Raw genomic sequence first — 12,823 nt, 5'->3', positions numbered from 1 at the left:
TTATTATGACTGTAGAAGCAGCTATGCCCATCGAATTTTCCGATGCGGCCGCAATGAAAGTTAAAGAGCTGGTCAGCGAAGAAGAGAATCCTGAGTTAAAGCTTCGGGTCTATGTGACCGGTGGAGGCTGTTCTGGATTTCAGTATGGTTTCACATTTGATGAGAAAGTGAACGAAGGTGATATGACGATTGCCAAGGGTGATGTCACCCTGGTGGTGGATCCCATGAGTTTGCAGTACCTGGTGGGTGGTGTCGTCGACTATGTTGAAAACCTGGAGGGCGCGCGATTTCTGGTAGAAAATCCAAATGCCACGACTACATGCGGTTGCGGCGCAAGCTTTAGCATCTAAGACATACACTCAGCATGACGTGTTTTCACGTCATGTGCTGTAAAGTGGTCTGCTCCCTGATCAGGCGCGTAAAGAATGAGCAAATAGCTTTGGTCAGGAGCAACAATGAAACTTTACGGTTCAACGACCTCGCCCTATGTACGTCGTATCAGAATTCTGCTTTCGCAGACACCCCATGAATTTGTCAGCCTGAATATTTATGAAGGGAAGGGCAGAGAAGTGCTGGCCAGTAAGACGCCGGTGCTGCGCGTTCCCTGTCTTGAAGATGACGGACACCTTATTTTTGACTCCCGGGTTATCCACAATTATTTGACTGAAAAATTTCAGTATGCCGCGCTGTCCTGGGAGCAGGAGAATCAGCTGACGTTAATAGATGCAGTTAACGATTCTCTGGTCATTCTGTTTCAAATGAAACAATCAAACATTGAAGCAGATCGTGATGCGATGTTGGTGAAAAACCAACGGGAGCGTATTGATGCCAGTTTGCGTGCGCTTAATAATCAGGTCGAGGAAGGCCAGTTTAGTGGTTGGCAATACCCCTCTATCTGTCTGTACACGCTTATTGACTGGATAGAGTTTCGCCAGCTCCATACGTTAAAGGACTTTGATGCGCTTAAATCCTTTCGAGAGGATCACGCCGATCGTATAGAGATTACTGCCACCGACCCACGTGATTAACAGGGCATTAGTTAATAGCCCTTATTGAAATCAAACTGGTAGTTGAGCGGATCCCCGTTGATATATCGTTTGGCATTTTCGTGAAACAGTGCGGCGATATCAGCAGCATCTGACTCTGCTGCAGTATGCTGGGTAACCACAATTTTTTTGTGATGCCAGAATGGATGGTGGTCTGGCAGAGGCTCCTTATCAAAAACATCTAATACCGCGCCACGCAGTTGGTCATGGTTTAACGCTTCAATCAAATCCTGATCGTTAATGGCGCTACCTCTGCCTGCATTAATAAGTACGCAGTGAGGGCGCATGGTGGCGAAGACCGATTTATCAAAAATGTTATGGGTGTCTGGCGTATCTGGTAACAGATTAACAATGTAGTCACTTTGCGCAACAAACTCACCAATTTGCTCAGCCGAAAACATTGCCTTATAGCCTGGTTTAGCTTTGCCCGAATTACGCAGCCCGATTACCTGCATATCGAATACCTGCGCTACATCTAAAAGACTGCTTGCAATTGAACCTGCACCACAAATCCCTAGTGTTTTACCCGCCAGATAACCAAACTCTGGCTTACACCATTTTGGTTGGCCTTCATAACACTGAGCAGCCTGAAAGCCTCCCACATTTCGGGCAAAATGAAGCAGGTAGGAGAAAACATACTCTCGCATCTGTTTACCAAACACGCCTTTTACACCAGTAAGTGTGTATGCCTGATTGTTGGCGTTGATGAGTGGTGTATTGCCCGCCCAACCGGACTGGATCCACTGCAAGTTGTCACATTTATCCACAATCTCAGCCGCCAGCGAAGGATCGGCAAGCATAATTTCAACTGAGCAAGTGTCGATCTGTTCAGGCTTATCGGTGGCCTGAACAATATTCAACACTGGATTTTCGTACTGACATAAGGCATCTGCATACGCGGCAAATTCATTGCTAAGAATCACAACGTCCAGTGAAGTGGTTGTATCTGTCATAGTAAAGTTATCTTTCCTTTTGCATTAATTTGTTTAGCGCGCCGATGTTTATAAATTGTTGCTAAAGCGTTTAAATTTGGTAACGAGCAATATTGAGAACATATGATGTCACAAGAATTAGAACATGCCCGATGGCTCTCACCGCGACGCAATACCTCAGAAGCAACCTCTATTGGAGCACTGGTTGACGAACAGCTTGCCCATTTTGGTATCGATAAGCAATCCGAGTACGGTCAGGCTTTGGCGAGTACCGCTGAACATCTCTACCATGCCCAGGCAGATGTATCTCGCTTATGGGAAATCACTAATCAGACGCTGGCCGATTTAGATAAAGAAGATCGCGTTGCATGGTTCAATGCCAAAAAATTCTTATCTTTTCAGTTGGCCAAGGTGTTAGACACGCTGCAAAACCCCTTTCGAAAAACCTGGCAAAGCTTATCTTCGGGTAACACCGGGCAGCATCATTATCCGCTGTTTGATAATGTCACTGCTTTATTTTCAGCCACACCTGTAGTGGTGCGCACAGCAACGTATGTATACGCTTGTACCGAGTGGGTGGATGATGCGTTTCAGGGGAAAGAATTTACTCACCAGATATATTCACGGTTGCTAAATCCAACTAATATTTCTCTGGCCAATGCTATTGTAGATATGGAAGCCGGGCCGTATTCGGCGGATTATCTGGCCTGGAACTTTAATTCTGGCATGGCGGCTATCGATGCAACGCTGGCAAACGTGTTGCAGCATGGCGATGTGCTGGTGGTGTCACGTAATGTTTATGGCGGCGTCTACCAGTTACTGCATGACTATTATGCACGCGCTAACCGGCTGGATATCCAGATAGCGTGGTTTGATGGCTACACGCAGGAAGAATTTGAAATATTCTTCAATGCAACCCGAAATGATCACAGTGCCAGACTCGACGCCGGGGCTCGTATGCATGTCTACATAGAGTCGCCCTGCAATCCCCACGGCTATGTGCTCGATGTCCCGGGGATCTGTGCGTATGCGCACCAGTTTAATTCACTGGTAATGGTTGACTCGACATTGGCGACACCGGTCCTGCATCAGCCTTTGCAGCATAAAGATGTCGCTTGCCGGCCAGATTATCTCATCCATAGTTATACGAAAGATCTTTGCGGCAGTGGCGCCACTACGGCAGGCGTTGTTATCGGACCGGGTTATCGGATGTTTCAACCTAAGGGGTCGAAGACAAACGGTGTAGACTGGTCTGAAACTATGTTTTGGGATGTGTATTACATTAAAGGCGCGTTTCTGGATTCTGAAAAAGCCTTTGATGTGCTCAACGGTATGAAAACCCTTGAACCGCGAATTATGAATAAGGTGATCAATACCCAGGTTTTCACCGCATTTTTAGATCATCATCCCGATATTCGGGTGAACAGCCATGCGTTATCGTCTCACAATAATGCCCGGTTAAAACAAAAACAGCACAACCACGGCTGGCCCTGCACATTATTTACGGTAGATATGGCACAGGCTGGATTAACCCGCGAGGTTTTTACCCGATTCTTCGACTCACTGGAACCGGCATTCAGTCATCAGGTCAGTATCGGCCAGCACAACACCATCGTCCTGTGTCCAGCCCTTACATCACACTCTGAGCTCAGTGCTGAGGAACAAAAGAAAGCAGGTATCGAGCTGACTACCATGCGCGTCGCGATGGGGACCGATAACGTGAAACAGTTGATTGGTCATTTCATTCTGGCAGCAAGGCATTACATTGAGCCAGACCATCCGGGGTTTTGCGATAAGTTTATGTCGCTGGACGCAGTTGATGCCCTGTATGAGCGTACCGCTCGTGAGGTAACCGGCCAGTATTACAGCACAGTGCCCAGTATGGCTGCCATAATGCAGCAATAATAAGCACAGAGGTAATCGCCAGATAAGCCGGCATCGTATAGACTATCACTGTCAATCACTACGTTGCTGGCTATTTTCACCATGCAGGAATTATCACTACACCACACATTCGGCATGCCGGTTAGCCGTTTATATCATTGCTTCTGTAAAACCGAACTATTGGTTCAGTGGTTTGCCGGCGCGCATATGCGACTGAAAAAAATCGTGATGCATTTGGAAAAAGGGGCAGAATTTGAAATGGAGTTTGAAAGCCAGGATGGTGAAACTGTTGAGTATTACAGCGGCCAAATCGCTGAACTTTTCCCCAATGAGGAAATTATTTTTACGCTAAAAGCCGGTGACCAGACAGAAACATCAGTGGATGTGCGGTTTACCGAAGCTGATGATCACACCAGCGAACTTCATCTGACTCACAGCGGTCTGCGTTCACCAGAGACGTTGCGGCAAACCGAAACCCTGTGGTATGAACGCTTTGAGCGGTTATCGAAACTGCCTGAAATAAAACCCTAATCAGGTAAGTACAGGCCGCCTAATAGTGCGCCACGACTAGCTCCCGTGACCGCGGGTACATTCGCAGACAGGCGATTAAGATTGGCAAAGGCAAGCCATGCAAACGCTGCGCCTTCTACCCACTGCGGATGGATACCCAAACCAGCCGTACTGCTAAGCGGGACTGGGCCAAGCCCTGCTTGCAGGTTACTGACCAGTTGCTGGTTAAACGCCCCCCCTCCACAGATATAAACATGAGCCACATCTTTGAATTGATGTATTGCCTGGCAGATAGTGTTAGCTGTCAGCGCGCACAATGTTGCCTGCACATCTGCAGGAGTTAACGGATCTGTGACCTCAGCAAGCTGGCTCTGTAACCAGGCGCTGTTGAAATATTCCCGGCCTGTGCTTTTAGGCGCCCTCTGAGCAAAATACTTATCGGACAGCATGCTATTCAATAAGGGCTGACTTACGGTTCCCGAAGCGGCCCAATCGCCGTTAGTATCATACGATTGTTGCAGATGATGATTAATCCAGTGGTCCATCAACGTATTGCCCGGCCCGGTATCGAATCCCAGTGGCACATCACCGCGCTTTACCACCGATAAATTGGCAATCCCGCCAATATTAACGACGATAGTGCGCTGCTCAGTGGCAAACTGGGCCTGGTGAAAGGCTGGCACCAGGGGGGCACCCTGGCCACCCAGAGCCATGTCCTTGCGCCTGAAGTCAGCTACCACAGGAATGCCTGTGAGCGCAGTCAGCGTATTCGGGTCGCCTAACTGGATGGTAAACGGATACAAATTATCGGGGTGATGGCGAACCGTCTGGCCGTGACTACCAATGGCACTAATAGCATCAGCGTTAAGATTATTCTGACGTAACAACGCTAAGACGGCCTGGCTGTAAAGTCGTGCGATCTGGATATCCGCCTCACCCGCAGTGACCAGCTCGTTGTGGCCAGGCAGGCAAAGCTTATGAAGGGAGTCGAGCAACGCTGGCGGGTAAGGAAGATGTACCTGGCCCAGTGTTTCTGCACGTTGGTCATGAATACGGCACAGGACGGCGTCAACGCCGTCCATACTGGTGCCAGACATAAGCCCAATATACAGGCTCATTCAAATTACTGCATAGCCAGCATAACGCGCTTGTTGTTTTTCAGCTGCGTTAGACGGTTTTCTGCAATCTTCATAAATGCTGCTCGTTGAGCCGAATCTATGGGTTCTGCCTTGGGCAGCTCTACAGTGCGTGGATTTCGGTGCGCACCGTCCACCAGAAATTCATAATGCAAATGGGCGCCGGTAACCATACCAGTACTGCCAAGGTAGCCAATCACCTGGCCTTGCTTGACAGTTTCTCCGGTCTTTACTGCCTTGCTTTTAAAATGCAGGTATTTGGTGACGTACTTTTCACCATGCTGAATAAATACATAATTGCCATTGAAACGGTTATAGGATGCCTTTATTACCCGGCCGTCACCGGCTGCCATTACCGGCGTACCTGTGGCTGCCACATAGTCAGTGCCATTATGAGATTTCCAGCGCTTTTGCACCGGGTGAAACCGCTTTTTGGTAAAGTTTGAGCTTACGTATTTAAAGTTAATCGGCGCGCGCAAGAAGCTTTTGCGCATACTACGGCCCTCTGGCGTGTAGTAGTTGCCATCAGAGTGCTGAATCGCGGTGAAGGTTTCACCCTGATTCACAAATTCCGCCGCCACGATATCGCCGTAACCGACAAATTCACCATCAATAAATTGTTCTTCGTACACAATGCTGAAGGTATCGCCGTGACGAATCTCCATAGCAAAGTCGATATCCCAGCCGAAAATACCGGCCAGATTCATGATCTGATTATTACTTAAGCCAGCAGTCACAGCTGCTTTCCAGAAGCTAGAGTCAATATCACCCTGAGCGAAGTTATAGCGGGTTTCCACTTCTTTACTTTCAAGATCAGCTAGCATTTTGCCATGGGTGTCTGTGGCGCGTATAACCAGCGTATCTTTAGGCGACACTGCATATCGCAGACCCGCAAATGCACCGGTACCATCTGCTTTTAGATGCAACTTATCACCCGGCACCAGAGTTACCAGGGTTTTAGCCAACTCACCGGCCTGGGTGACGTTATAAGTATCCCGTGCTGAGAAACCGGCTCGCTTGAAAATCTTGGCCAGCGTATCTCCTGCGCCCACCTGATAAAGGTGCCAGCCGGTATCATCTTCGCCGAATTCAATATTGGGTGAATCTGTAACAGAAAGCTCGACCGGGTAACGTACTCCGGCATCCAGTACCAGCGAGTCCTGATGACGGCTCGCTTCTACAGGATCTGAAGGCAACAGAATCAGACCTCCCAGCAACAAGCTGCCTAGCAACAGGCCTGTGCGATGGGGTCTGGGTAAATTGCGAAGTGTTTTATAAACCACGTTATCTTTCAATTTCATTCTCATCAAACAGCTCAACCCGAGAATATCGTGTAAAGCGCCTTGTTTCTACACTGGCTGGTGATAATCGTACTTTTTTTGTACATCGCCAGCCCCGAATCCTGATTTTGATGCGTAAACCTTTCATTGGTTCACTCACATGCGTAAAATGCTCGCCCTGATTAAACCGAACATGACAAACGTGTGGAAAAACCGATGAGTGACTGGCAAACCGCTTTCGCTGAAATAAAACGAGGCACAGATGAAATTCTTCCCGAAGAGGATCTCAAAGAGAAACTGCAATCGGGCAAAACACTGACAATAAAAGCGGGATTTGATCCCACTGCGCCAGATCTGCACTTAGGCCACACGGTGTTGATTAACAAACTTCGTGTGTTCCAACAGTTTGGTCATAAGGTTGTTTTTCTGATCGGTGATTTCACCGGGCTTATTGGTGATCCTACAGGTAAAAATGCGACGCGCAAGCCCCTGAGCAAAGAACAGGTATTGGAGAATGCGCAAACGTATAAAGAACAGGTTTTCAAAATTCTTGACCCGGAACTAACGGAAATTCGCTTTAACTCAGAGTGGATGGATGCACTGGGCGCTGCCGGCATGATCAAGCTTGCCGCCAGTCAGACCGTTGCCCGTATGCTGGAGCGGGATGACTTTAAAAAGCGTTATAACAACGGTCAGGCTATTGCCATACATGAGTTTTTGTATCCTCTGGTACAGGGCTGGGATTCTGTTGCACTAGAAGCAGACGTGGAACTGGGCGGCACCGATCAACGCTTTAATTTGCTGATGGGGCGCGAGTTACAGAAAGAAAATGGCCAGAAACCTCAGACTACAGTCATGGTGCCACTGTTAGAAGGTCTTGATGGTGTGCAGAAGATGTCAAAATCGTTGAATAACTATATTGGAATTACCGATACCCCCAACGAAATGTTTGGCAAAATCATGTCGATTTCTGATGAGCTCATGTGGCGTTACTTCGAGCTACTAAGTTTCCGACCACTGGATGAAGTGACTAATCTGAAAATGCGGGTCGAAGAGGGTGAAAATCCGCGGGATATTAAAATTCTGCTGGCCAGAGAAATTATTGCGCGTTTTCATAGTGAGGAGTCGGCAGAAGATGCCTATCAGGATTTTGTGCAGCGCTTCCAGAAAAACGCTATTCCGGATGAAATGCCAGAACTTACGCTGGCGCTTGAAGATGGTGCGTTGGCTATTGGAAATTTATTAAAACACGCTGGTCTGGTAGGATCTACTTCAGATGCAATGCGCATGATCAAACAGGGCGCGGTGAAAATCGATGGTGAGAAAGTGTCGGATACGCGACTGCAAATCACCGAGCCGGGCGAAGCGGTTTATCAGGTAGGTAAACGTAAATTTGCCCGGGTGACCGTTACCGTTTAACGCTCTGTTATGCGTGCCCAGCTATACAGGGCGCGCAGTGCCGTGCGGCGCAGACTTGCCAGCGGGAAACGCGGCAACGGACTATTATACAGTGGTAAAGAACTGTCGACGGGCTGCCCGGTTGCCTGCTGGGCCAATCGACGGCCGGCCATGTTGGCAAATGATACCCCTGCGCCGCAGTATCCCATGGCGTAACCAATCTGAGCTTCATAATCAAAAAATACGCGAGGGAGGCTGTCCATAGATACTGATACCCAGCCACTCCAGAAGTGGCTCACGGTTTTATCGCGCAAGGCGGGAAAACTGTCAGCCATTGCCTGATGCAATCTTGCCTGGCCCCGATGTGCATTTTTACCGGCCACTTCACCCCGCCCGCCGAACAACAAGCGATTATCTGGCAGCAGTCGATAATAATATTTCATCTTGCGTGTATCCATCATGGAAACGGCGCGGTTCAAGCCGGTTTGCACACACTGTGTCTGCGTTAGCGGTTCAGTAACCAGAATGCTCGATTGCACCGGAAACTGCCGCTTATTAACCATCGGATGGAGTTTTTTATTGCTGTAGGCATTGCTGGCGATAAGCACTGTTCCTGCTTTTATTGTGCCGCCTGGCGTAGCAATTGTATAACCGTCGTTAGATCGGGTTATTGCGGTTGCCGGTGATGCGCCAAAAATATTCACCCCCCTTGCTTTGGCAGTCTCTGCCAGGCCCACAATGAGTTTTAAAGGATTCAGCGTATAGCCGGGTTGGCGCGTGGCACCGTAAAAACCCTGCACTGGCAATTCACTGTGTAGCTGGCTACGGTTTAATGCGGTAACCGGCTGTTGAAACTGATGCGCAAGCGCCGTTGCATTAGCGGCTTGCGCTTGCGCCTGTTCTGCCGTGTGTGCCAGCTTGTAATAGGGCCCCGGGGTGAGATCACAATCGATGTTATATGCCTGTACGCGCGCCAGCAGGTCACTCACTGCGCCATCAAACTCTGCCTGTATATGCTGCGCTACTGGCATACCAAACCGCTTTTGTAAGGCAAGAGGCCCCAGTCTGCCACTGCCGGACAACACAAAGCCTGCATTGCGTCCAGCGCAACCAAAGCCAGGAGAATGACTGTCAATCACAGTTACCGAGCCAGCATTACTCTGGGCCAGGGTAAGGGCCGCAGAAATACCGGTGTAGCCACCTCCGATAACCAGATAGTCGGTGGTAAAATCCTGTTCAAGTGGTAAGTAGGGCGGGGCGGTGACAGTATCGTGCCAATAAGTGGGCGGCAGACTGTCCGCAGGTGAGACACCGGAATCTGTTAACGGGTCAAAGTTCATGAAAAGCGCAGCAACATCTCCGCTGCTTCACACTGGCACAGGCCCTCACAGACAGGGCAATCATAGCCATCATAAAGCGCCTCATGGCGCCATTTATCGGGATGTTTTTGGATAAGCTCACCACCATTTTTCTTAAAATACTTGTAGGCACTATTGCCGGGGCTGGCCAGCCAGATATGCGCTAACCCCGCTTGTGCCCCTTGTGTATGGGCAGATGCAATAGCACGCTGTAACATTTCGCTGCCAATCCCCAGGCCTTGTCTGTCTGGCGCAACGGTGTTGCATTTGAAATAGCAAACCTTGTCTGCTGGTACTGGCCATGCGGCCGGTGTACACCATTCATCAGGCTCCCACTGAGAATGGGCATAAGTCAACCTGAAACCAACTACCTGTTGGTTAGCAATTGCCACCCAGCTGGCGTTAACCGCATCATGAAAGCTTTTTTCATACATTTGATGCAGGCTCTGATGACTCAGGTAGTTGTCCCCGTGAACCTGGTTGCCCAGTCTCACTACTCCGTCAAAATGCTCCGGTGCCAGCAGGGCGTAATCAATAACCGATTCGGTTTTACTCACTTGGTTTTAATCCCGTTTAAATGCACATCCAGTGCTTCAACAGAAATCAGAATTTCTCTGACCGACATCCATAACGAATACAACAGACAAATGAGACTGGCGGCAAAAATCCAGTTTCCCACAATCTGATACGTCAGATATATGGCTAACATAGATAGTACGCAGAGAAAAAAACTTACTACGCCGGCAATTTGCATCCGTTTGATGAACTGAATGCGCTGACGCAAATTCTGAATCTGGGCTTCAGTATTTTCATCCCATTTCTCCTTGGAAAAATTTCGAATAATACTGGCCAGTGTTAAAAACCGGTTAGTATAGGCAAGAAGCAGTAAAGAGATCGCCGGAAACAACATGGCGGGGGTGGCAATATCAATGGTCATCAGAATGCGTGCGGCCTGCAAAAAAACTTATGGTAGCAAATAAGTCAGTGCATCTCGACACCGGATATGTCACCTGGTCAGAATAAACCAAAAAATTGCGACCGAAAACCTGTCCAGCGCTACATTCTGTCTATGGGCAGCCCCGCTGCTGACCAGCCCATCATGTCGCCCTCAAGATGACGGACATCCGGAAAATTATTTTTTTTAAGTATTTCTGCTGCCAGCATGGCCCGTCGTCCGGAGCGGCAGTACACCACAATTGGTTTTGGTTGCTCGCCCTCTAGTTGTTCGATAAATACGGTTATTTCGTTATGAGGCATATTTATGGCACCAGGAATATGGCCTTGAGCAAATTCTTGTGGTGAGCGTACGTCAATCAAAAGCCACTCATCGTTCTGAACTTTTTTCATCAAGAATGACGCTGTATCCTGCGCCACTGGCTTTGCCTGGACAGCCTGGCTGTCGCAGCCTGACAGAAACATCAAGATTATTAAAATAGTGAACGTAATAACAGATTTCATACTGCGGCCATTAACTAAAAAAATTCAAACTACTTAGCATATAGTAACCGCTATTCAGCATAGAAACGAGTTGCGTGAATTTTCGCACACAGCTTTTTCAAAGCAGGGGCCAGGCGCAGTGTAAAACGGCTGAAAATGTCCGGGTTTACCCTCAATACCGGCACATCCAGTGCATCTGCATGAGATTGCCAAAAAGCCTGCTCTGTCGCCAGAGAACGGCTGGTCGCAGCAACTAATACCTGTGGTTGACGCCGAATCACTTCCTGTACTGACACCTGCGGATAGTCCACCGGTGAGTCGGCGAACAGCGTGCTTATATTACATTGTGAAAGCAGGCGGCTGGCCCAGGCTTTTTCTCCTACACTCATCAGGGGCGCTGTCCACAGATAATAGAAAGCTGTGACAGGCGGGACTTCACGATACTGAGCCGTTAACTGACTTAGTTGTTGATCAAATTGTTTGGTTAGTTTCCGGGCTTGTTGCTGCGCACCTAAAATTCGCCCTAATGAACGTAATTCATTACTTATATCGGAAGGCAACTGCGGCTGTGACTCAAATACGCTAAACCCCAGCTGCTCAAGTCGGGCAATATCCTGCGGCTTATTACCGCCACGCCAAGCCAGAATAATATCGGGATTTAATTTAACTATGGCTTTGATATTTGCACCATGGGCATCTGCCACCACCGGAAGGTTTGCTGCCTGAGGTGGAAAATCACTGTGTGAACTTACGGCTAATAGATTTTGCTCTTGCTTAAGGCTGTATACCCACTCGGTAAGATGAGGTGACAGGCTTACAATGGTTTTAGCCGACGCGGACCATGTCCAGCATACTAGCACCAGGCACCAGATTTTACGGTTACTATACATATACTGTTTTCCATAAGATGAGCAGCAGCAGGCTGGTTAGCGATGCCAGTAATACCATTGCGCGTAATATAGCTCGGTAGCTGTAAGTCATATCAGAAAAACGGACTTCCCGATTTCCTCCGACCCGGGTATGACGATATTTAATTCCGTGATAGATAGCCGGGCCGCCCACTCTAAACCCCATAGCAGCACCAAAAGCTGCCAGTATACGGGAAGTGAGATCCCTGGCTGGCGCCCGCCAGAATGCTGCGGTGGCTGTAAAAGGGTTAGTCACCAGTGCCACCACAATAATACCTAAAAGCGCTCCCGGTAGGCTGGCAAGTTTACTGAGCAACCGAGCGGGTTTGGCAAACAGCGAAAACCCTGGTCGTTTGTAGTGCCACTGCCAGCTGACAGCGATGACAAGGCGGTAACATAGCGCTGTTATCGGTCCCACTGCCACAAACCAGAAAATTATCCCACAATAGAGGATTAAAAAGCGCAATAACAGAGCCTCAATACTGGCTTTTGCTACGCCAATATCTGAAAGGCGCTGCGTATCACGGGCCATAAATTTTGCAGCGTGGTCTCTCGCCAACACCTTTTTATTTCCGGCCAACGCTTTGACGACGTGTTTATAATGAGTACGGTCATGCCCAAAATCCAATAACGTCAGTATAATCAGTGCTTCGAAAAACCAGGGATACTCTGCCAGAGCTATAAGATTAGCTAGCAGAAGGGCCAGCGGTATAATCAGTAACGCCGGCCCCAGGCTACCGGAAATATAATGCTGGGTAGCAGGGTCGGTCTTTGCCGGACGCACTTTTGCGGCCATGGTTTCGGCCATATACCTTATTAATGTGAGCGGATGATAGGCCGCTGGCCATCGCCAGACAGCATCCGACAATACGCTGACTAATAATATAATCAGCGTTTGCAGGGGCATGGTATGAAATGCAGCGTCCACGCTGAG

Annotated in this window: 14 protein-coding genes; 5 read left to right on the top strand and 9 right to left on the bottom strand. The window is 48.7% G+C overall.

What is annotated here, in order from left to right; genetic code table 11:
• Positions 1–5 precede the first annotated feature (5 nt).
• The gene (gene erpA / locus F458_RS0110265) at positions 6–350 is read left to right on the top strand and encodes an iron-sulfur cluster insertion protein ErpA (RefSeq protein ID WP_018983331.1); all 345 of its coding nucleotides are present in this window, start codon (positions 6–8) and stop codon (positions 348–350) included.
• A gap of 105 nt (positions 351–455) precedes the next feature.
• The gene (locus tag F458_RS0110260) at positions 456–1,028 is read left to right on the top strand and encodes a glutathione S-transferase family protein (RefSeq protein ID WP_018983330.1); all 573 of its coding nucleotides are present in this window, start codon (positions 456–458) and stop codon (positions 1,026–1,028) included.
• An 11-nt stretch (positions 1,029–1,039) separates the two neighbouring features.
• Here the strand turns inward: F458_RS0110260 and F458_RS0110255 are convergent, their stop codons facing one another.
• On the bottom strand, positions 1,040–1,999 hold the full coding sequence (locus F458_RS0110255) for a D-2-hydroxyacid dehydrogenase (protein ID WP_018983329.1): 960 nt from the start codon (positions 1,997–1,999) through the stop codon (positions 1,040–1,042).
• Positions 2,000–2,101: 102 nt separating this feature from the next.
• On the opposite strand from F458_RS0110255, the gene F458_RS0110250 reads away from it, so the two are divergent.
• Both F458_RS0110250 and F458_RS0110245 read left to right on the top strand, forming a co-directional pair.
• On the top strand, positions 2,102–3,883 hold the full coding sequence (locus F458_RS0110250; protein ID WP_018983328.1) for a trans-sulfuration enzyme family protein: 1,782 nt from the start codon (positions 2,102–2,104) through the stop codon (positions 3,881–3,883).
• 81 nt (positions 3,884–3,964) lie between these two features.
• On the top strand, positions 3,965–4,393 hold the full coding sequence (locus F458_RS0110245) for an SRPBCC family protein (protein WP_083928618.1): 429 nt from the start codon (positions 3,965–3,967) through the stop codon (positions 4,391–4,393).
• Here F458_RS0110245 and F458_RS0110240 read toward each other — a convergent pair.
• Both F458_RS0110240 and F458_RS0110235 read right to left on the bottom strand, forming a co-directional pair.
• Positions 4,390–5,490, bottom strand: a complete 1,101-nt coding sequence (locus F458_RS0110240; RefSeq protein ID WP_018983326.1) for an anhydro-N-acetylmuramic acid kinase — start codon at positions 5,488–5,490, stop codon at positions 4,390–4,392. The genes F458_RS0110245 and F458_RS0110240 overlap by 4 nt on opposite strands.
• A gap of 5 nt (positions 5,491–5,495) precedes the next feature.
• Entirely contained in the window at positions 5,496–6,815 is a 1,320-nt protein-coding gene (locus tag F458_RS0110235) for a peptidoglycan DD-metalloendopeptidase family protein (RefSeq protein WP_018983325.1), read from the bottom strand.
• Positions 6,816–7,004: 189 nt separating this feature from the next.
• Here F458_RS0110235 and tyrS point away from each other — a divergent pair, with 189 nt between their 5' ends.
• On the top strand, positions 7,005–8,207 hold the full coding sequence (gene tyrS, locus F458_RS0110230; RefSeq protein ID WP_018983324.1) for a tyrosine--tRNA ligase: 1,203 nt from the start codon (positions 7,005–7,007) through the stop codon (positions 8,205–8,207).
• On the opposite strand, the gene F458_RS0110225 is transcribed toward tyrS, so the two are convergent.
• From F458_RS0110225 to F458_RS0110200, 6 genes are all read right to left on the bottom strand, one after another.
• The gene (locus F458_RS0110225) at positions 8,204–9,526 is read right to left on the bottom strand and encodes an NAD(P)/FAD-dependent oxidoreductase (protein WP_018983323.1); all 1,323 of its coding nucleotides are present in this window, start codon (positions 9,524–9,526) and stop codon (positions 8,204–8,206) included. The genes tyrS and F458_RS0110225 overlap by 4 nt on opposite strands.
• Positions 9,523–10,101, bottom strand: coding sequence for a GNAT family N-acetyltransferase (locus F458_RS0110220; protein WP_018983322.1), 579 nt, complete (start codon positions 10,099–10,101; stop codon positions 9,523–9,525). Before F458_RS0110220 ends, F458_RS0110225 begins: the two co-directional genes overlap by 4 nt.
• Entirely contained in the window at positions 10,098–10,481 is a 384-nt protein-coding gene (locus F458_RS0110215) for a DUF2721 domain-containing protein (RefSeq protein WP_018983321.1), read from the bottom strand. Before F458_RS0110215 ends, F458_RS0110220 begins: the two co-directional genes overlap by 4 nt.
• A 119-nt stretch (positions 10,482–10,600) precedes the next feature.
• Positions 10,601–11,002, bottom strand: coding sequence for a rhodanese-like domain-containing protein (locus F458_RS0110210; RefSeq protein WP_018983320.1), 402 nt, complete (start codon positions 11,000–11,002; stop codon positions 10,601–10,603).
• Positions 11,003–11,052: 50 nt separating this feature from the next.
• A complete protein-coding gene (locus F458_RS0110205) occupies positions 11,053–11,871 on the bottom strand; it encodes a helical backbone metal receptor (protein WP_018983319.1) in 819 nt (272 codons plus the stop codon).
• Positions 11,864–12,817 (bottom strand): cobalamin biosynthesis protein, encoded by a 954-nt coding sequence (locus F458_RS0110200; RefSeq protein WP_018983318.1) that lies wholly within the window; start codon positions 12,815–12,817, stop codon positions 11,864–11,866. The genes F458_RS0110205 and F458_RS0110200 overlap by 8 nt, the downstream gene beginning before the upstream one ends.
• Positions 12,818–12,823: the final 6 nt, after the last annotated feature.

Origin of the sequence: Salinimonas chungwhensis DSM 16280, assembly GCF_000378185.1 — a bacterium.
In the GTDB taxonomy this organism is placed as follows: domain Bacteria; phylum Pseudomonadota; class Gammaproteobacteria; order Enterobacterales; family Alteromonadaceae; genus Alteromonas; species Alteromonas chungwhensis.
The sequence above is the reverse complement of the archived record's forward strand: the minus strand, read 5'-3'. Positions and strand labels throughout refer to the sequence as shown.